This is a genomic window from Acinetobacter sp. 10FS3-1 (genome assembly GCF_013343215.1).
Taxonomy (GTDB): Bacteria; Pseudomonadota; Gammaproteobacteria; order Pseudomonadales; family Moraxellaceae; genus Acinetobacter; species Acinetobacter lwoffii_C.
The window spans coordinates 243,116-266,048 of record NZ_CP039144.1 but is presented as its reverse complement, the minus strand read 5'-3'; the positions used below and the strand labels follow the sequence as shown (position 1 = coordinate 266,048).

General features: G+C 42.1%; 9 protein-coding genes. All 9 read left to right on the top strand.

All coding sequences use genetic code 11. From position 1 onward, the window contains the following. Positions 1-170: 170 nt before the first annotated feature. Complete coding sequence (locus E5Y90_RS15345; protein ID WP_163146359.1) at positions 171-7,073, top strand: hypothetical protein; 6,903 nt, start codon at positions 171-173, stop codon at positions 7,071-7,073. Between the two features lie 81 nt (positions 7,074-7,154). Next, a complete protein-coding gene (locus E5Y90_RS15340) occupies positions 7,155-8,051 on the top strand; it encodes a hypothetical protein (RefSeq protein WP_163146358.1) in 897 nt (298 codons plus the stop codon). A 62-nt stretch (positions 8,052-8,113) separates the two neighbouring features. Beyond that, on the top strand, positions 8,114-8,638 hold the full coding sequence (locus E5Y90_RS15335) for a hypothetical protein (protein ID WP_163146357.1): 525 nt from the start codon (positions 8,114-8,116) through the stop codon (positions 8,636-8,638). 190 nt (positions 8,639-8,828) lie between these two features. Continuing rightward, on the top strand, positions 8,829-9,626 hold the full coding sequence (locus tag E5Y90_RS15330; RefSeq protein WP_163146356.1) for a hypothetical protein: 798 nt from the start codon (positions 8,829-8,831) through the stop codon (positions 9,624-9,626). Positions 9,627-9,630: 4 nt separating this feature from the next. Continuing rightward, complete coding sequence (locus E5Y90_RS15325; RefSeq protein ID WP_163146355.1) at positions 9,631-10,653, top strand: hypothetical protein; 1,023 nt, start codon at positions 9,631-9,633, stop codon at positions 10,651-10,653. Positions 10,654-10,671: 18 nt separating this feature from the next. Then, positions 10,672-11,550, top strand: a complete 879-nt coding sequence (locus E5Y90_RS15320; protein ID WP_163146354.1) for a hypothetical protein — start codon at positions 10,672-10,674, stop codon at positions 11,548-11,550. A gap of 18 nt (positions 11,551-11,568) precedes the next feature. Next, positions 11,569-12,765, top strand: coding sequence for a hypothetical protein (locus E5Y90_RS15315; protein WP_163146353.1), 1,197 nt, complete (start codon positions 11,569-11,571; stop codon positions 12,763-12,765). Positions 12,766-12,779: 14 nt separating this feature from the next. Continuing rightward, entirely contained in the window at positions 12,780-14,075 is a 1,296-nt protein-coding gene (locus E5Y90_RS15310) for a hypothetical protein (protein WP_163146352.1), read from the top strand. Between the two features lie 192 nt (positions 14,076-14,267). Next, positions 14,268-22,337 carry a hypothetical protein gene (locus E5Y90_RS15305; protein WP_174660635.1) on the top strand — a complete coding sequence of 2,690 codons (8,070 nt, stop codon included), beginning with the start codon at positions 14,268-14,270 and terminating at the stop codon, positions 22,335-22,337. Positions 22,338-22,933 lie beyond the last annotated feature (596 nt).

Below are 22,933 nucleotides of genomic sequence, written 5' to 3'. Positions count from 1 at the left end.
AGGTATGGAAGGTTTTGTATATACAGCTCATTTTGCGTAGTTAATAAGCACTCTGAGCAATGCGCTAGTCAAGGCAAATTAGTAATATAAATCCTCTATCCGTGAGCAGTTAGCCACGGACCAATTTAGATCAAAAACAACCTATGTAGAAATAGGTGAAAGGAACCAAAATGCCAAAACTGCAATACGGCAATGTTGCGTCCGATCAACTGTACCTGGTTCGCGTTCAGGCGGGGCTTGAAGGTACTCAAGTTGATGGTGGCGATCTTCTTATTACTCGTACTCACGAAACAGTCAGCGAAAACTCAATGCGCAACACAGTTCACTTCACGCTTAATGGTGTGGTGAGCAATCATGCGTATAGCGAGTTCAACCATTTGTTTGTTTTCGTTTCCCCTCTGGAACAGACAAATGAAAAGAACAAAGGATTGTTGGCGGGTTTAAATCCATCAGACACCTTCTTTCATCAAAATGCGAATGACAACCTACGTCTTCATCAACCAACGCTCGTAGCACCAAATGGAGCTGAAATTCCTGCGCATATTCTGGATAGCGGAATCAATGTTGTTCGTTATGATGCGCCGGAAGTAATTAACGGTAAAACCTTGCAAGCAACCCGCGATATTGCTGTTGGTAATGTGCTTAAAGAATTAGGTGCGCCTGTTAATAAAATCGGCATGTGGGGATGGTCTGATACACCGGACCCAACACCAGAACAGCGTAATGCACTGATCGAAAGCCTGGGCTATGACAAAGAACATATTGCTACTGTGCACAACGGTTCACCAGAAGAAGAAATTGAAGCACTGATCGGTCGATATGTTTACCACAACAACAGGATTTTAAACGGTGAACGCTTAGACACTCTGGATTCAGGCTTACAAATTCCACATATCGAGCAGATTACACAAAATAGACAAAGCATCTTATCGACAATTGAAAAAATGCCGAATGAAGAAGTCCGTCAGAAGATGACTGACCGCTTCAACCAGATTGATCAACGCTTTCAGCAGAAACTAGCTGATTATGAAGCTGCGAATACTCAGCAATTTGGAACCATCAACAACTTTGATGATGACGACGATTTTGAATTTACTGGCTTCAACTCTCCTTCTAGTGATCAGCTAGATAACGATATTGGCATGGTGCAACCGCCCCCTCTTCCTGAGGAAGTCAAAGTGAGTGTACCTCCACCACTACCACAAGATTACTTGGATAGTTTAGACGCACGTTATGAAGATGTGGGTATACCTATGCCTGATCAATCGTTGGTGTCGCAATCCAATTCAGTTCCCCCACCACTGCCTGTTCAAGAGGAAGAACCGAATATGGCTATGGAAAACCAAGACCGTGAGAACGGCAATGTTCAGCCACAGTCTGCACCACAAGACTACGACCCATTCTGGGATGTAGGCATACAAGACCCTGTAGAGCCGTCAAATTATGATTTTGAAATGGGAAATCAGGATTTTGGCGAACCACCTCCGGGTCAAAGTAGCTTTGAGGGCTTTGATGAAGCGTATATGTCGCAAATCAACTCTCAGCCTGAACCTAACGATATAGGAGTACAACCTATGGCTGAAACCCAAAACGATTCAGTATTTGAGGGTACAACTGTTGATTTAAACAGCTTAACCCCGAATTACTTGCTGCACCCTACTCGCACAATGGCTGAAATCCATCAAGCATTTGACAGCTTTGCACAAGCACCGGCAGCACAAGTCAAAGCTCATTTTGATAAATGGAAAAAACAGGACATTGAAGAACTCAACAATCTGGTAACGAATGATGCTCGTGCTTTATTTGATCAAGAGCTGAATACCCACAATGCCGGTAAATCTTTGAATGAAGCAAAGTTCCCGACATTAAGCGGAGCTTGGTACAACAGTCCGAATGGTAGTGATGCTGCACTTAAAGGTTTGGATAGTAATGCGTTCCAACGTGTTCCTGTTGTTGCTTTCCAAAGCATCAATCCAAAAACTCGTGAGCTGCAAGAAGTAACTCGTTATGCAATGCAAGCGGTAGACCCTGCTCACCCAGACGTTGCGAAGTTCATTGATGCTCGTCAAGCAATGGTAAATGATAAAGTTGTCAAAAATACGGCGACCAACGCTCTGAAAAAGACTGATCTGGATAACCTGATTGCTACGGCTCCTGAAAATGGCATTTATCTAGGTATTGCTAAAGAAGGTTTACCGCTTAAATCAGCTTTGAATGTCGTTCAGCACCCATCTATTGCCGGTCGTGCAGAAGAAGTGAAATTGGGTGAAGATAACGAAATCGCTGTAGCACCAGATGGTCTTTCTTTTAATGAAACTCCACGCGAAGTTTATGGTATTCGTGGTACAGACCCGGAGCATCCGGTGACTGTTGAAGAACTGGAAGCAGCAGAAAATGACCGTAAGCGTGATTTTGCTGTAGGTATCACAGAAGGCTTAGATATTTCTAAACCTGAATTAGATGATAAAGAGCCGGAACAAGACCCTGCTAAAGCCCCTGAAAATGCTGTTAAACCTAAAGCAGAAGTGGATTCAGAGAATAAAGTAGAAGAAAAACCGGCTGTGAAGAAGCCGAATGGCCGTAATAACTTCAAGAAGAATACTGGTCCAGGTGTTGATACTGGCATGGCAAGTAATTTTGCCGGCAATGGTGGTCAAGGTGGACAAAAAACAAAAGGAAATAACTCAAAAGATTTAACTGATGATCTTGAAGAGCAACCTCGTAAACCTCGTAAAGCGGGTTCAACTGAGATTGAAACTCCAAGTGCTCGTTATCTGGTTGAACAATTGCTGCAAGCTGCTCAAAAGGCGTTCTTAGCCATCCTGAAAATGCTCGCCAAACTGCTCAAATTCCTCTTTAATGGTGCTAAAGCGGGTTATTTTGCGGGTAAAGCAGCTCTTCTTGGTCACAAAGGTTTAGACAACTTCGACGCAAAAATGAAACGCGATAATGCGATTATGAAAACTTTGGATACCTTGAGTTTTGATCGCACGAAAAATACTAAGTCGAAAAATAATGGTAAGGGAATCGCGGTCGCTAATTTACCGAACAGCTTAGGGGATAAAGACCCTGAAAAAAGCATATCGGCGCAACTCGACAAACTTAATGCTAAGTTTGCCGAAGGTACTGGACGTAAATATGACACGCTTGCTGCAAGTATTACGGACGGAAAAGTTGTGCCTGTAGAGCCTGTGAACGATGTTCAATTGGCTGAATTTGATAAGTTGGCGGGTACTGACACAATGTTCACTACTAAAAATGGTGAACGCTTTGTGATTTTGGGTGATGCACCGACCGAAGAAGGTGATAAACCAAAATATGAAGTAATCAAGCTTTCTGATTCAACTATTATTCCTATTGAACGTAATTCACCTGACTTCCAACGTCATGTTGTTTCTGTCTATAAAGATGAAGTAGCAGATCAATTGGAAGCCGTAGCCTATGATTCAAAAGTATTGTCACCTGACGTTGCTACAAATCGTAATGACTACAAATCTAAGCCGGATGCGTTCTTTAAGAAGTATCCAGATGAAAAAGAAAAACTGATCACTACAGATAAAGCAGTTCTGGAAGATCGTATTGGTCGTTTGCTTCAACATAAAGACACTGGCATGCCTCATGTCATTGTGGGCGTGGATACTTTTGCACGTAAAGATGGTTCACGCGCTGTCACCTACCAAACAGTTGAAATGACTACGGATACTCCTGCTGATCTCAACTTTTTGCGTGATGCAAAAATCCATACAACAAAGCCTACTGATTTTGCTAAAAACTCACTGTCTGCTTCGGATGTACTGGACCCGAAACTGAAAGATCGTTTAGTTGATCTGCAAATGAACGGTTTTGAAATTCAACGCAACGGTATTGGCTTAGACCTGGCTGACCTAAAAACTTTAGGTGCTTCCTTCCTTGAGCTTTCAAAAAGTGGTATCCATCGTTTAACTTCTTCTGAGTTAGATCATGTGATCAACACATTAGATGATCTTGCCAAGATTCATCCAAATGTTACTGCTTCTTCTAATGAAATTAAGTTTGACCCGGCTGCTGTTCAAGAGAAGTTACAAGAGAAAGAAGCTGTATATATTCAGGAATACTTGAGTAAGCAGAACATCGACATTAATGACCCAAGCATCAAGCAAGGCATTAACAGTCGTATTGGCTTCTTCGGTAAACAACCGCGACCAAAACTTACTCCTTTGGATACCCCATTGGATACGCCAATTCCTACGCTATCTGCTGATCAGGAAGTGGTTGCTCCAACGATCAAGTCAAATAAACCTGATCAAAAAGCAGTATTCAATCTCGATAATGATGGTATCGGCTATGCTGCCCCTGTTGTAGCAGCAGCAGTACCAGTTATGACGAATGCTGCACCTGGTCCTATTGATATTGACCCGGATGTGAATGTTGCGAATGACACCTTTATTCAAAGCAATGACACTTCGCTGAATTTCACAGATGAAACCTTTATTGGTCCATTACCGCAAGAAATAGAATTTAAAGATATTGCGATCAATCCGCATAACCAGGTATTTGTCCAAGCTTATGACAATTCAATTGACTACGACCGTGAGTATGACGGCGTTAAAGCCTTTGAAATGCCGGAATTTGAGCCTAAAGACCAAACCAATGAAGCATTCATTAATGATGTTTGGAATGATTCCCCTCGTGGTGCTATCAATGAGCAAGTTCAAAGTAAGGAAGTAGAGCTTATTCAGGTTCCTGACTTCAAATTTGAAATTCCACAAGCAGAAGCTCCGCAAGTTACTGATGCAACATTTGATAACTTTTTGAAAGATTTTAATGCTGCGAATCCTGTTGAAGCGGTTGCCCCTGCTGTTGAAGCTAAAAAAGAAGCTGAAATTGATTGGGGGGTGGATGCTCTCAAACTTGATCTGGCTGACTTGGCAAAACAAAACTTCGCACCAGAATCAAGTGTAAATACTCCTGAAATCTCGTATAGCACCGAAGATTTATTCAATCAGTTGCTTGAAGAACAGCCAGAAGTCGTTGCTGCGGAGCCGGCAGAAGTTCAACCGGTAATGCTTACACCTGAACAAGAGATGATTCTCGACAATGCTGTTGAGGATATGAAGGCACGTATCGAGGTTGATAAACAAGAAATGCTGATGGAGCTTGAACAGGAAGCTCAAGCACTTCAAGTTGAAGAACCAAATCTGGACACTGTTGCACATATTGTTGAGCAGCAAGAAGCAGCTATACAAAAAGAAATGGGGCGTGGACCACGTACCGTTATCACCGGTGAAGCTGTACCGGTGAAACTGAATTTCAGTCTTTCTGAAATTTCAACTATGCCAACAATGGGTACTTCGGACCTTATTGCTAATATCCGTAGTCCAAACTTTGCAGAACAGATGCAGCTTAAAACCCTCTCTACGTTTGCAGCTCGTAATCCAGATGTACAGACGTTGACTGCTGACGAGCTGAAAGCTGCAACTGAGCATGTCCGTTTAAGCGATACATCAAATCTGCTTCGATTACATCGAGACGAAGTGAATAGTTCGGGGTATGAGCAATCTGCTCTGTTTGCACCTGGCCTACGCAGTATCAACGGTGTTGAAGGTGATCAAAGCCTAATGGCTCGCCGTAACCGCCATGAGCCATTTGAAGCATTAAAAGAACGCATATTGCATGAACTTGAAGCAAGTGATAACCACCCTGCTACAGTTAAAATGTGCGAGCAAGTGCTTCAAACACGTATCAATAGTGATGTGACCAAACTTGGTCGTGCATGTGAAGCTGTAGGTCTATCGCTGAATAAAAGCTTCACGCAAAGTAATAACTTTGAAAACGTGGCCCAATTCCGCGAAACCTTCAAATCACAGTTCCCTGACACTGATCTCAAGATCAATGACTTGGTACTGAACGATAAAACTGGCGATATGATGACAGTGGTAGGTCGTCGTCTGGAAGATATCGAGAACAACGGTGTAAGTTCTAAAGCGGAACGTCTGCTTGTCGCTAAAGCGTCTGCAATTGGTCTTGTAGGTACACCAGAAGCCATTGACCCTGCTGATGTGAAACTTGCAGCAGAAGCCGGTGGTCGCTTAACTAACCGTCAGATCGAGCGTTTTGAGAACCTGAATCTCAATGACATTAATGGTTTGGATATCAAGTCTGCCCCAAGCAAACTTGATCTTAGCCATAACGCAGAGTTGGATGGTGCTAAAAACAACATTCTAGCTATGCTGACTAATCCACAAGAGCATCCAGACGATTCACTTGCATGTGAATTACAGGATATGCGCGATAGTCTTAACCAGGACCGTGACCGCTTCTTCGAGATTCAGCGTGAAGTGATGCACAACCCGGCTGTAGTTCAGTTTATGGCGAATGTACAAGAGCGTCTGGCTGAATCCAAAATGGATGCTTCGCTTATTTCTATTGTACTCCCTGTTCAAAATGAACAAGGCGCACTGTTGAAGTATGAAAATGTGGTGAATTTTGACACTCTGAACATGCTTCGTGAAATGAACTCGACCAATAAGGCTGATGAAAACGGCTTCTACAAACAAACAGACTTTGCCAAAGTCCTGATTGAAGCAAACGACCCTAAACTCAACGCGCAAGTGGCTGAGTTAGGGCGTGTGAGCCGTAACATTGCTGACACTATGGGTAGCATTGACGAAATTCGTGCGGAAATGGTTACTCAGGTGTTTAACGATGCTGAGAATCAAGGCAACTTCACCAAAGAAGATATTACTCGTTTGCACCAACAGGTGACTAACGATACGATCAGCACTCGTGAAAGTTTGCCGGCAATTCTGGGTTCAGTTGCACAGTACAGTGAGGTAGCAAATACCATTGAACAAAACCGTAACAACCCTACTCCAATGACCAATGAGGAAATTGTGAATGAAGGTAAGGGGAAATTCGGCAAGTTTCTGGATAAGGTCAGCTCAATGTTCAAACGTAGTGACAATGAGCAAGAAGAAGCGATTACCGCTAAGTCGAATGATCTGTTTGCTCCGAAGGCAGAAGTGAAAGTTAAGGTTGAAGTCGAGAAAGACAAACGCCGTGACAATAACAATGACAGTGCATTGTCTATGTAATTTCTAAGACATTAGAAGTATGGGGATGCAATATCCCCCTACTTTCGCTATAAATTACGGCGATAAATTCAGGAAATTGAAATGGTAGATTTTTTAAAGTTAGCAAAAGGTCAAAATCAAAACCGTGGTGCAGAACCACTTGTAACCAATAGCAATGTTATTGGTGGTAGTGATTTATTCAAAAACTTTGACCAAAAAATGTCGGAAATCAATCTAGGCGGGTTTGACGGCAATCTTCGCACTGCGAATACTTTAGATAAGCAATCTAAAGTAGCTCCACAGCCTGAGTATTATGTTGCTGCACTGGAAAAACAGGATATTCAACAAACTACTAATGAAATCGAAATCAGCATGGATTACATACGCCAGAATGAACAATACATTCAATACAAACAGCGTATCAAAGACCTGTTGCGTGAGAATGATTGTGAAAATGTTGGCGAGTTATTAGCTAAACATGGTGATAGCCGTAAAGTTCTGGGTGCAATGGCTACATTGCAGCGAACTTTTGAAGCTGACCCTAAAATGAAACAGCATTACCAGAAAACGCTTACAAGCTTTAAGCAGCTCAACCACCGCTTTAATTCAATGCGTGGTCATATTAATAGAGGTGAATTAGATGGTCATGGTGCTGTACAGAATATTGCGACCACTGAGTATAATGGCAATGTGGCACAAGCAGCAAAAGCCTATCAAAGCGATATGGTTGAACTGAATGAAATGCGTAATAATGCAATCAGTAATATTAATGAAACGATGATTCCTTTTGTTGATGATCATGGTAAATATGTTGTAGATGATTTGCATGCTGATCTGAAAAAGGACCAGGCTTCTGTTCAAGCAGCAACAGTGGCAGCAGCCAAAAATGATATGAATAAACCTGAACCAAAACCGGAAACTACTGTAGAATCAACTCCACCTACCCCGGAAGCGCGTGTACAAAAACGCGAGAATGAAAATTCGGGTCCAAGTTTATAAGTGTTTCGTGAAGTCAAACCATGTTCGAGCTTTTAGCCGAATTTTGAAAAAGAGACAACAATATGAATCAAGCTACTAATGCTGAAATTTTAAGTCAAAAGTTCTTCATACACGAAGCCACTGGTGATCGTGTTGTTTTGAACCCTTTTGAACAAGAGCGCAGTATTCTCAATCCACACGGATTTGTAGATATGCAGCCTATGTTTGAACTATTCAAATCCCTTTATGAAGAAGCTGAACGTGAAAACTTCCACGCTCACTTTGAAAATAATCGCAACTTCCTAACAATCAGCAGTCAGTTTGAACCTACTCTACAGGCATCAATCAGTCTAGTTGAAATCACTTATGGCTCTATCCGTCAGATTCCAAGCCGTAATGACCTGGAGCCAATCGTGCGTGAGAATGTACTTGGTGTGATGACTTGTGCTTATTACCGCAAGTCTGACGTTATTACAGTGCTTGCATCAAAAGATGGTAAGGACCGTACACTACTCCCGCACTCCTTCCTTCGCTCTCTTAGCAATAATGGCATCTTGAATTTGCCCCGCAAAGAATTTGAGCAAAAGCCAATTTTAAGCCTGGTTTAAAACATTGAAACCTACAGCTCTGTAAAAGGAGCTGTACTTTTGTGCAACAAAAAATTTTGCGCCCCCCGCGAAAGCCTTTTTGTTTTGTGAGTTTTTTGTTTTAATATACGGTGAGAGAATCTATGTCTATTTTTATAGTCAGGTGAAACCACCTTTTAGGGGTTTTTGAAAAAGCAATAAGAGTGCAATTATGGGCGCATTACAACAAGTAGCTGATACAGAGATAAAAGAGTTTAGTTTCGATTTGAAGCTAAACCAAGTAGCTCATGCTATTCGTTTTATCCAAGAATGCTGCGACAACAAATATCCGTTTTTAAAAAACCAGAATCATTATTTTGATAAAACCGGTAATGGTGACTTTACTCTCTCCAAAGCGAATTGCTTTAAATTCGTTGGTGATGTTTTTGGAAACATATCGCAAGCTGTGTTGATCGCTGAAAGTCAGCAAATAACTAATAAATTTGACTTGTTTATTACTAAACAAGAATTTGAGCTGCGTAATTATCCAGTCAACTATTCCTTTTATCTGCAACAAGTCAGCAAGGTATCAAACTACCTCGTAGAAGGCTGTCAGCCGATCTTCCCTGACGAAGTTGTAAATCAAATTTGTTCTAAAAAAGTGAGTGAGATCACTGAATCACGCATTGATTTAGAAAAAATCGGTGAGCAACAAATTCACCAAATTCTTGATGCTGTTAATTACTTCTGTCGCCTGATGAATCTACTGAATAGCATTCAGTTCCTATTTATTGCGTCAGTTGCATTATCAGTGAATAGAGGTTTCGCGGTTTTAGTAAGTGAATTTTCAAAACTCGAAACGAGCGAATTGCAGAAATTCGGTATTAAAGAAGAGCAGTACAAAGACCTATTTTTGTTCTCCACTAACTTGATGCGTTTCTTCAATCGCCTGTTTTCAGTCTTTCTACTAGACCATGAAAATACGTCGAAAATTCACTTATATATGAAAAACTTTAGATCAATTGGGTGATTGTATGAAACAACAACCGAAAAATATGCGTGAAGCTCGGCTTCAACATCAAACAAAAAAATCTGGCAGCCGTGTCGGTGTGGGCTTTAGGAAAAAAGCTGCTGCTTCTACTGTTGATATATCAACTGGTAATGATAAAGGCTTTATAAAAACTTACTTGAATCGTGGCACGGTGATTGGTGCATTTGTAGGTACAGCTTTAGCGATTTCAGTACCAACAATTGCCGAAGAAGTTAAATACCTTGATACCCATGAAAACATTGTGGCTAAGACGAATCAAACAGGTTCTCAACCAGGTACAGGTTCAACCAACGTATTGACCACTGGTGGTACTTCTGCTGCCGATGGTAGTGAAACTGCGCAAGCCAACCAAAATCAGGTTGCTCAGGTGATTGGTACTACTGATTCAACTGTAGCTGCTGATGTAAAAGCTTGTGCTGAAGGTGAAAACGGTTTGGTTAAGGCTGCTGCTGATGCCCTAAACATCCGTACTCAGGTGCTTTCAAAATATGTTGATGTGAACCAGATTTTCCAACCTAAGAAACAAGGTGGCTGTTTTGCTGATCTAGGCGATATCCCTGACCTGTCTATAACAATCCCTACTTGGAGTGGTATGGCAGACAAGTTGATTGGTGCGCTGAAAGACTATGCAAGCAAGAAGGTTTGTGACGCTGTTTATGAAGCTTCTGAACAGGTGATTGGTCCAATTCGTGAATCAATGAATGAAATCCAGAACTATTCTCAATCTTATGATTTCGCAAAAGAGTTTGCGGAAGTGACTGGTGATAAGTGGGGTATTGATTCAGGTATCTTCATGCCCGATAAGACCACAATTACCTATGACATTGACGGTTATACCATCAAAACTGACCCGTCTAATGGTGGCAGTGTAACTGGTGGTGCAGGTGGCTCTGATGGTTCAAATGGTCCTCAGACTGATGACCCTTATGCGGAAGCTGCTAAAGCGAGCACTGCATCGGTTAAGAGTAATAGTACAGCCAACGCTTCTAACTTCTTTGGCAACTAATCAATAAGAGGGTCTACTATGAGTTTTCACCGTTCTCGTAACCGTTTAGCTGAACAACGTCAAAAGCGTTTACAGCAGCAACATAACTCAGAAAAGCTCTCTGGATTGGGTAAATCAACTGCGGTTTTATCTGTAGGCTCATTGATTGTTGGTGGCTCCTTGTTTCTGGGCTACCAACAAAATGCGTATGCGTTTGCTTGGCTAACACCAGTGAAAGAATTTCTTTCACAACAGCTATACACCAATAGCTTGAGTGCAACGACCAAGCAAACACAGGTAGTTGGTGTAGCGGTAAATGACACCATTAACCGTAATGCAAGTTCTCTGGCTGCTACACAGCAAACCATTGATCAGGCAATGGCAGTCAAAGATATGATCATGGACCGCAGCCTGAAAGGTGCTTTGCCAGATTCCGCAGCCTGTACCCAAACAGCAGAACGTAGAGCTTTTGATTCGCAGTTAAAACTTAAAGATATGATTGTCAGTGACTTTAACAAAGTGACTGCTGCACTACCGAAATTTAACTCTGTAGATAAAAAATCTGCGCCATTGGCTTTCCATCTTGAATTTGCCTGTAGTGCTACAGAAAGTGCACAGGGCTTATGTAACATGGGGATCAACGGCGATCAGTTCATGGATGTGGATTACGCCATGTTCTCTGCTAAAGATAATCTATCTCCTACTAAATTTGATGTAGCCAAAAACTACCTAAACTTTATGAATAACGTAGGACTTCCTGAAAATATTGCTACGTGTAACTTTGAAGATTCGTGTGTGAATGATCAGGTGCGTTCAACGATTCGTGCTACAGCCGGCTCGCTTGCTAACTTTGTTTTGAGTAACCAAATGCAAAGTCGTATGACGTATAACGCTGATTACAAGCCGACTGTGGAATAAGGACAAAAGGCGACTGATATGAGAAAAAAATCAACTCCAAAAAAACTTAACGCTTGGTCGAAGTTATCACCGAAATTGCGTCGAAATATCATAGCTGCTTTTGTGATTTCATCGTCTATTCCTGTGGCTTACACCGCAGACAGTAAATTTATTAATTCGCAAGCGAACAATAATGCTCAGTCTAAGGTCTACAGCAATACTGTGGAACAAGCAATCAACACCATGACCACTTCAATGTCTATGATTATCAAGCAGAATACGCAAGAGATCACGAAGGCGTTGTCAGTAACTACCAAGCAAGAACAGGTGGTGGGTGAAGAAATTACGGATTCACTTGTGCGTAATGCTCAATCGTATATGTCTGCTGTTCAAGCTGTAGACCAAAACAATAAGGCTAAAGAAATAGCATTTAAGTACGGAACACTTGGACAAGGTTTTAAAGCATGTACTGTTGTAGCGCAGAACAAAGACTTGGCGAAAACACCACAAATCGTTAATCAGTCTGCTGCTTCTATGGTAGGCAACACTGGCAACCAACCAGGTTCACTTGCACAAGATTCAACGTCTGAACGTAATGCTCGTATTCAAGAGCACCGTGAGAAATTCTGTACAGTAACAGAAGCTCAAACAGGGGTATGTCGCTTATCCGATTTACCAGGTGGTGACACAAACTCTGCCCTATTGTTCCAGTCTGTTTACCCAGATTCAAAAGAAGCGGAAGCGCGTGTTGCAATCCGTCGAAACATTCTTGGTGAAAAAGATTTAGCAATTCCTGTGGCTGGCGGTCGTACACCTCAAGGTCAGGAGTATCTATTAGCTTTAAACCATAAGGCTTCAATGCTTGCGTTCCCTGCTTATTCTCTTGCAATTATCGAAGCTCAAAACCTTAAACAGTTTGGTGATGAAAATGGTGATTTAAAGTCTGCAAATGACATTCTTGAGAAAACAGTAGCTCGTTACTACGGCGGTAAAGAAGCTTTGGAATGGCAAAAATCTATGCTCGCTCAAGAACCTCGTGGTTTACTTGTTGAAGCTGCACGTATTGAAGGTTTGGAAGTTTGGATGGACCAACAATCCTATGAGCAAAGTTTGCGTATGGAAGGTCTATTGGCAACATTGGTATTAGCAACTGCTGAACCATTCAAGCATAAGACGAAGGAAGCGGAAAAACGCGCCCTTGCTTTCCAAGCCAAAATTTCAATGCCTGATCTTTAAGAGGGGGATGACTTATGAAGAGTATCAAACAAAAACCCACTCAGAACATGAAAGACCGTATGCGTGAGCTACGCGGTGTTCGTAACGGTGAAGGTCAGCAAAAATCACGTAATCCATTCCGTCGTCTATCTGTCATGGTGACTTCGGCACTATTCTCAGCTTCCATTTTTGCTTACTACTGCCCTCCATTCAACGATATTACTTTCAAAACGTACATTACGCAGCACTATACCAGTCTGGCTTCACAAAACTTGCAATGGTTGTCTAAGCACGATCAGCAAGTTTCCCAAGATTTGACTGAACAGCGTAACGATATCATTGATGCGATCAAGGTTCTGACTAAGCAAAAGAACGTAGTTGGTACGGCTATCACCGATACCATAACACGTACTACACAAAGCCAGGCATCAGCCTATCAAGCGTTTGAAGTCAATGAGAAGCAAAAAGAACTCATGTTAGAGTATGGTGCAACCGGTCAAGGTTTTAAAAACTGTACGGTTCTGGCACAGCGTAACCAAGCTGCTGCAAACCAGAAAGCAGCTCGTGATTCTGTGGTTACTCGTATTTCTACTGAAATTAAAGCTGCTCCGGGTACTTATGCTGACCCAATCAAAGCTCAAAAAGAAATGTTGGCAGAACACCACGAGAAGTTTTGTACACCTGACCAACAGGCATCGAACCTTTGTGGTTCTGGTTCTGCACCAGGCTTGAGCTTACAGGCAGCAACACTGTTCACAGAAGCAGTTGAAGGTAATGACGTTCATGCTGCGCAGAATGCGTTGATCAACAACATGGTTGGATTGCCTGACCGTCCGATCAATGATCGTGTGGCATCTACGCCTGAGGGTGAAAAATACCTGGCAGAGAAATTGTCTAAAGATGCAAAAATCTCTCCGGCAATCAATTCTCTGAAAGCAATTCAATCTGAATTTACTTCTATTAAAACAGATGATGCGCACAGCTCTAGTGGCGTACCTGTAATTGCTCAATTCCGTAAGGAAGTAAACCGCTATCTAGGATTCGATGAAGAATATAAAGAGTGGAACAAAGCCTTAACATCACAGGAAGAGCGCGGTGTCCTGAAAGAAATCCTACAGGTTAAAGCGTTAAAACTGGCGATTGGTGAGCGTATGTATCGTTCTAATGAGCGTAAAGAAGCTCTACTTGCTTCACTTGTTTCAATGGAACAAGAATTAGCAAGCGGTGATTACGATCTGCAAGCGATCAGCAAAGTTTCTGATGCTGAATACAAGCAACGTATCGCGCTTTCTGACAATCTAAGATCATCAGTTGATAAAAAAAATGAATAATCTTTTTTAAAAAGTGGGGGCTTCGGCTCCCATTTTTTTACCTATAAGAAGCGGTTTGTCACTGGTGAAAAAAAATATATTGGCTAATGTGCAGCATGGTATTTTTCCACCATTTGTATATACAGAACATTCCTATATACTGTGATTGCGACCCTTTAGGCGCACGTTTAAGAACGATAATTAGAGGTTTATATGGCAGTTAAGAAGTGGATTGACCTCACTCAATTTGGAGTGCGGGCTGTCGTTTCATCAGCGACACAGCAACGTGAAAAGGTAGGCTTACTGGTAGTTCAGGACCCTGCACTATTTACGCAAAAAACCAACATTAGCATTGGTGATTTCCTTAAAAATGCTCAGTCAAAAGGCGCAACTATCGTTGAATCTGAATTTCCAGATTCCGATATGACTCTGATGCTTGACCCAAAGCAAAACTCATTCAGTACCAAGCTGCTCAAACAACTCATTCCAGGTATCGAAGCACAGCATCTTCGTGATATGGATACGAGCGAAATCTATATCAACCATGATGCCAATATTGCAGAAGGTCGTGTTGCACATTGGACTAACATTGTGTCGCAAGGCAAAGATGCACCTAAGGTCGGCTATGTTGATTCCAAAGCTGCCCCTCTATCTTCTTCTTTAGTACAGGCTTTTCAGGAGCATGATCACGAGAAGAAAGCAGAAATGTTTTTTGAACATTACGAAGCTGATGCTTTCCCTCTGGCGCAGCTTGAAAAGTACGGCTATACCTCTGACAAGAGCTTAGTTGCATACTACCCAACAGAAGAAATTGCGATTGCTGCCGGTGTGGATTTAATGAACTTAAAACCGGTTCAATTGCCAAATACAAGTCTACCAATCAAGAGTAACAGTCAAGGTCAAATCCTTGCGTTCTCTGATATTTCCCAAATTCCCGAAATGCTGAACTATGACGTATCGGCACATAAGGGATGGAGTTCACTTTATCAGTTACCAAATGCTGTGACGTTGAATCACAATGCCCTCGTCTACTTTGATAATCAGTTCCGTGCTTTAAACAAGTACAGCCAAAACCTGAATGAAGAGAATGTGGGTGTGATGCTTTCTGGCATTGCTGAAACCAATAGCTACGTCAATAAAGTGCTGTATGAGCGTTATCCTGATCTAAAACAACAGTTCTCTATGAACAGTCGTTTTGACGTTGTGAAAAAAGACGGTCAATTCAAAGTTCAGCATGCAATCTCGGATGCAGACGGCAAATGGTCTGTGACCGCAGAAGAGAACGTAAACCGCACTAACTTCTCTGCTGCACTGAATGATATGTACGTGCGTTTAAGCGAAATTCACGCACCAATTAACGCTCTGCGTGGCAACTTGCGTAGAGACTTCAAAAATGTGGCAAACAACCTGACTGTTGCCTACTCTAACCTTGAAACAGAACTTGAAGCTCAACTAGCTTACCAAAGCTCTTTAGTTGCTGAACCAAGTGATAATCTGGAAGATGGTCTGGACCCGAAACAAGCAACTGCAACTGTTGAAGATATTGAAGATACTGCATCTGCGGTACTTTCAGGTGAAATCACTGTTGAACCTGGTAAACCACTGCATGAAGCAATCAAAGTGGTGGAGCCGGAAGTTATTGACGTTGCGCCCAATGATATTGCCCCAGAAGTCCTAATCGACGGCGTTGAACCAACTCCATTGTTACGTGATCTGCATCAATTAGATCAGCATATCCGTCTGCAAGCGATTCCAAACATCCTAAATCGAATCAAACAGGGTGAAAAAGACCGCGACTTACTGGTTAATGCGCGTCAGAAATCTGTCGTATCTAACATGATTGTTGGTATGGGTGGTGTGCCAAGCCAGATTAATAGCTTGGCTCCGTATGCTGCACACATGCTGCACCCAACTACTGATCTTGTATTTGCACAAGGGCGTTTACACGCGGTAGAGCAACAGAACTCAACCAACCTCTCTTATCTGGCGTATCTAAATGATCTGCGCGAGCACATCCATGATTACAAATCAGACTTCGTTAAGCCTGAATATGTAGATAACCTTTTACTGCATAAAGCAATGACCGAACATGAGATTGAAGCCGGTTTTGAAGATGCCAAAAATGAAATTAAAGCTAACTTCACCAATGAAACATTTGGCTTCGGCAATATCGTTCACGAAAATGCTGATCTGGTTCAGTTCGTTCAAAATGTTGAAGCGCGTACTATCACTCGCCAAAACATTGCGTCTGAACCTCTGGCTCCAATCAGCTTTGAAACATTGCCACATTCAGGCATCACCGTGGTTAAACTTCCTGATTTTGACAATGCTCAACCTCAAGAAAACATCAACACTGCGGTAGCTGATTTTGTTATTCAGGAACGTCTACGTGAATACGCTAAATTGCTGCTGCAAAATGGCGCAGAGCTATATGCTGAATTGGAAAACTCTTCTCCAAATAACATTCTTGCTGATACACGTATCTTCGACAACCTGACCAAAATTGCGCGTGATGCTCACATGATTGAACGTGCATCAGGTCAAAGTATTATTCCGATGCTGTCTAGCAATAAAGCTGTACAGGACTGGTTAAAACTACAAAGCAAAGAACAATACGGTATAACTAACCCAATGCTCGGTGTTGGTGATCATATTCAGTTCAAGGCACAGGCAGCAGCAGACATTTTAAGCCACATCGTTCCAGGTGTGATCGCTTACGATCAGTCCTTGAAGAACCCAACACTTGATGTAACCCAAGTGAAAACTAGCTATGTTGAAGCTCAGGCAGCATGCGTGAATTTTAATGAAAGCTACTATCGCTTAGGTGCGAGCGCGACACATCAACAAGGTAAAGCCCTGCACTATGTTCAGAACTTTATCCCTTCGCTAAATCACGATGACTACCCTGCTGACCGTAAGCATGTCTGGGTGATGAACCGTGCAAACAGCGATAAACCATTCCAGATCAACAGTATCGAATTGGGCGACATTAAGCCTGACACTCAAGAAGAGTTGAGTGTACGCAATCTGCGTGATGCTGCTGCACTCGGTTTTGCTGCATATAGCCGTAATAAGCTCTATACAGATTTAGGCTTTAGCGGTGATGTGGCAACCAACATGGAAAACCTGATTGCCGTCCACAAAAAACAGCTAGAAGCAGAAGATGAAGAAGCATTAATTGAAGCTGCTGAACGCTTGTTTAAGAGCATCAATGACAAGACTGCGAACTATTACAAAAATGGTGTGCCATCTTTAGATGACTTTACTGTAGACAGTGCAAACCTGAAACTCAGCCTGATTTCGGACCCAAGTGTTACTACGCAATTCGATAACGCCCTGGACTACCAGACTGCTTTAACTGCGATTCAAGCTGCTGATGTGTTGTTCCATAAGAATGTATCAATTGAACCTTATGACAACTCTACAGGCAAAGTGCCGGATTACATTGCCAACACCTTGAACTCTGATAAACAATTCAGCCAAGTCTTTGAATACATGCAGCCGACGATTCGTGAACGCCGTTATGAAGTTCAGCCGAACCCACAAAGTCTGTCTGATGTTACCCATGACTTCATTGGCACTGCGGTAAATCAGTTCAAAAACAACTTAGGCATGTTTGAAAGTTCTGAATTTTCGTATCAACAGAACTTGGATGTGGTGACACGCACTAATGCAAATCTGTCGTACATGCGTATTCTTCCGGCTGATCTAAACGATATCGCTAAACAACTGGCATACCGTGATGGTCCGGGTGCAAACCGTAATACTGATACTGACTTGGCGTGGGAAAAAATCAACAGTGCTCGTTTAGGTACAGTCGATAACCTACATGAAATGTCTTTTGATGCGCTAAACAAAGAGATTACTGCAAAAGTGGTTGAACTTGATGTAGCTCGCCCAAGCAGACGTTTTGAAGAGGATGACCAGGACGATTACCTGGACAAACGCGAGTATGAAGATTATCTCGAAAGAACTGGTCAGGAAATCCCACCGGAACCGTATCGCCCGGTAGATGCTGCAATTCCTCTGTCTATGACAGCGAAGATTGATTTGCACGACCTACCTTATCCTACGGCGGGTATGCTTAAACGCTTGGATAATACCGATCTTGAGATTCGTTCTAGTGAAGTCTTTAAGGGCTTAGATGATGCGTATGGCAATATTGCCTTAGCTTCAATGCGTGAAAACGTGTTTGCTATGCCACCTCAAATGATCTTGGATGCCATCAATCTTTCTGATCAGAAGGAAGCGAAAAAGCAAAACCCTGATCATCCTAACAATCATCAGTTCAACCGTGCTGACCTCTTTGTTTATGAGATTCCACCAAAAGGCAAAGAGCATGGTGCGTATGTGTTGTTGCCGGAATTTGTGAAACCGCCTGAGGATGCAAAGCTTAAAGGTAATTATCAGGTCAAATACCTTGAAGAGAAAAATGCTCTTAAAGCGCAACTTGAAAATGAAATTGCGACCAAAGGCAAGGAAGTTGCCCCTCTCCGTGCAGCTCTCTCAGATCAAGCAGCTTATAACACTGGTATCTACTACTCTCTAGGCACAGATATTGTTAGTCCAATTGCTGACAACAGCAAAGCTTTGATGACGATTGTGGACGTTCAACATGAGCTGTCGGCGCATACTGTTCGTTTTGGTCAAGCCAACATTGCCAGTGTTGATGACTTGCATAAATTCTTAATGCAAGACGTTCAAAACCAAATGGAAGCTCTTGGCAGTCCTGATGACTACAACGTGGTTCGCTTGACTGGTAATGAAGAACTGGTTGGACGTTTCCTGGTGGTTCCACCTGATCTACCAGTGGAATACACCAACCGAATCGACACAGCTTTTTCTTTTGGTCATGTCTACAGTAAAAAAGAGTTTAAAGACCAGGTGGTTGAATCTAATCGCCGTACCTCAGACAGTGCTTATTTCGCGGGTCCACGCGCAGTTAGCCAAGTCCTGAACAATGCTAATAATCTGGCAAACATTCAAGGCACTACGCTTCCGGTAGCTCGTACACACCGTATTGGCCCTTATCAACAGGTAATAGCATCACGCTTGATTAAAGAGGGCTATGAAGCGACTAAGGCTGCTTTACTGCCAAGCATGGCTGATCATAACCGCAAACCGCCTGAAAGCGTCCTGAACCCGCACAATGCTGTTATGGCATACCAACCGGCAACAGAAACCAAGCATGCGTCAATTGCTGTGCTTCCGTCTGTGCACGAGTTCAACAAGCAAAAGTTGTCTGATGGTTTTGTTTTACTATCTGTTCCAACCGCCTTGCCAGACGCGCCACATAACATCCGTAATGTGATTGAAGGACTGGATACGAGTATTCTAAATGACAAGAATGCCACACTGAATATGATTGCATCAGACTGTGAAGCCGGTGCTGATCTGGAAGAGCAAAAACACGCGGTTGAAGTGATTGAAGCAACAAACAATCAGGAACATATTTCACCGCCTGTACCGCCAAAAGAACCTAAGGAACCTGTAGTAAAACCACAACCACAGCCGGAACCTGTTGTAGAGCCTAATGAGCCGAAGGAGCCTGTAGTAGAACCTACAGAGCCGAAGGAACCTAAGGAGCCGAAAGTTGAACCTCCTAAGATTCCGCAGCCTACTTCTGAACAGCAAGAATCAGCTACTCCGATTGCCCCTGCTCCACGTAAATCTTCAACGCCAAAAACCCCAAGTGGTGATCAAATTGAAGATACTGGCTACAAGATTCCTGGTGCGAAAAAAGACCTGTATAACGTCACATTGACTGTTTCTCAGATCGAAGCTATGACACTGAAACAAATGGAAGGTATTTTGAAACTGAATAAAATGTGGAAAAAGACCTCCGTTGAATATGCTCAGGAAAAAGGTATTGATGTTCGCGCATACTTGATCACTGACTGTCTGCGTAAAATCATGCCTTCACAGCCTGATTTTCCAACTGCTGTAAACACTAGCCCAGAACAGATTACTCGTGTAGGTGTAGTTTATAACCAGGTTGTAACGGATATCCGTAATGCGGTGATCGACAAGACCAACCTGACCGATATTCGCAAGGCATTAAGTGATGTGTATTCATCATGGGAAGCAAACCCTAAATTCCATGAGGAAGTTCAACGTAACTTCAAGGCTCCGTACAGACAGATTCAGCAGTTCTGGAAAGAACAGCAAAGTTTTGATGTGGTGCTAAAAGCACGAGATCGCCTTGCTGATCAAGACCCTGCTCGTCTCAAGGATGTTGATACTCTTGCGCAGAATTTTAGCAAGATCACTGATCTTTCTTATGAAATGGGTAAAGCTTATTCACAGGTATTCCGTCATTCAAGTTTCCGTGATCGTTTACCAAAGGGTGTTCACTATTATTCACTGCTTGAAAACAAACAGCTAAAAGCTTCTTTGAATGATGATCAGTTGAATATGGTGTACAAAGCACTAAATCCGAAAACTGAAACAGAAGAAACACTACGCAAAAAAGAATGGCAAGAACGCCGTCGTAATGCTCGTGAAGAACTAAACGAGATTATGAATAGCATCAACAACGAAATGAAGGAAATGTCGTCGAAGAAATCCCTTATGCCGACTGTTGATGACCCGAAACTTATGGTGAATGACTTTAGCGACCGTAATGGGCGTAATGTCACAGCAGAAGAGCTGCAACACCGCTTTGGATTCAAGGCATGTGAGTTTGGTAACTATTTGAACCAGAAAGACCGTCAGGAAGCTCTTAACCTAGCTTATGACGGCTGTGCTGCCCTTGCTAAGATGATCGACATTCCTGACCGTATGGTGGGCTTTGACGGCTTAATGGCACTGGCAAACGGTTCTCGTGGAAGTCAAAGTGCATTGGCGCACTATGAAAGCGATTTCCGTGTGATCAACTTGACCAAGAAGAAAGGCTACGGCTCATTTGCTCACGAATGGTTCCATGCTCTCGATAATGCCATGATGGATATTGAGGTTCAGAAAAACCCTAAACTTGAACGCTTTATGCGTAATCGCTTCTTGTCCGAAGAGCTAGGAAGCACTCGCTCGGAGGCTGTTAGTGATGCAGCAAAAGTAATGGGTGTGATGATTGAGAATATTCGTCGTCCAAACTACGAGAAAGTAGACCTAGATGGCGTGATTCGTAATTTGCGCGAGAAGGAAGAACATTACAAGATGCGGGTAATTGCTATGGCACATAAAGCGGGTGCTCATTCACCTGAATATGGCAAAGCTGCTGCTGATGAAATCGTTAAAGTGTTCAAAGCGCGTGAAGCAAACCGTAAAAACTATTTCTACGATAGCTTAACGGAGCATGTCATGGACCAGAATCTTAATGATAAATCCAAGCGTAACATTAAGATGGAAGAGTACCGTGAAAAAGCGGTTGGTTGGATTTTTGGTAACAAGGATACAGCCTATAACTATGAACTGCCTGAATATCGTAAAACTATGGCAGAAGAGTACGAAGCTGCGGGTATGGATGAAAAAACATTGAAAGCAAGATTCAATGCGTTTAGCCAAACTGCACGTTCTCACATTGCAAAAGTTGTTATCCCAGACTTGGTTGAGGATGTGGATGCACTTGCAGCAACACGTTTCTTACTGGAAAAAATGCGTGATCAGTTCCCTGAAAAAACCATTCAGGCTGAAAACGGTAAGGGTCATGCACTGGACGTATTCAATTACATGGCTCACCGCCATACTGTACTGAATACTACTGTATTCCATCGTGACGCTCTTTATCTCGACGCTATGCAAGGACGTAGTACAAACTACTGGTCTACCATTCTGGAAGAGTTTGCTCGCTGTGGTGAAGCTGTCACTATCGAAGGGCAAAAAGAAAAGAACATGGGTAACAACGACTGGTTGGTACGCCGTGACCGTGGTGATAACAACGCTCTTGGCTTTGAACAAGAGAGAATCATGGGTAATGCTCGTCCAATGGGTACAGAGCGTGAACAGATCGTTACTTCCTACAAAGATTTCATCAATGTGGCAATGGACCACATTAAAGAAAACTTGCCGGAAATGCGTTTACGTGACCATCTGCTTTACATCAAACATGAACTTTCTGAACTGCAAAGCCTGGATGTGCGTAATGTTGAGCGTGAAGAAGAACTGCGCGGTAAGCTCGATGTGATTGAGAAAATGACACCTCAAGAGTTCGATGCTCATTACAAGAAGGAATATGAGAATTTCTTGAAGCAAGACCCTCAACGTCTGGCAATGGCAGAGCGGTTAGAGAAGGTATCAGCAGCGAAGAAAAAACCAGAAGAAGAACAGTTGGGAATGGCACTTTAATTCCTAGTTGTCACAAAAAGTCACCTTAGGGTGGCTTTTTTTATGGAGTAAAACCCTTCACTCCAAATAATTTGTAAAATACTGATATTTAAAGGGAAACTATCTACATTGATTTTAAAATTAAACTAAAAACCCTTCACTCCAAAAGTTATGTAAATTAATGATATTTATGGAAAAAGTACCTACATTATTTTTTATTATTCCTTCTGTTGTTAGGTGAATAGCAAAGTAAGTTTCTTGATGAATTAATTTTTTTTATTAAAAAACCCTCTACTCCAAAAACTTTATAAGCACATGATAAATATAAGAAAACTATTATCATTAATTTCTAAAATTAAATTAAAAACCCTTCACTCCAAAAAATAAGTAAACTATTGATATTTAAGCTAAAAGTATCTACATTGTTTTTTTATTCTACAATAGGGAAGTTGGAGGTGGTGATTTATGGTAGACCCAGACTGGTAGCAAATTCCAAAAAATAAATTCTCTAAGCTTATAAAAACCCTTCACTCCAAAAACTAAGTAAAGTTATGATATTTATAGGAAAACATTCTACATTAATTTTAAAATTAATTAAAAAACCCTCTACTCCAAAA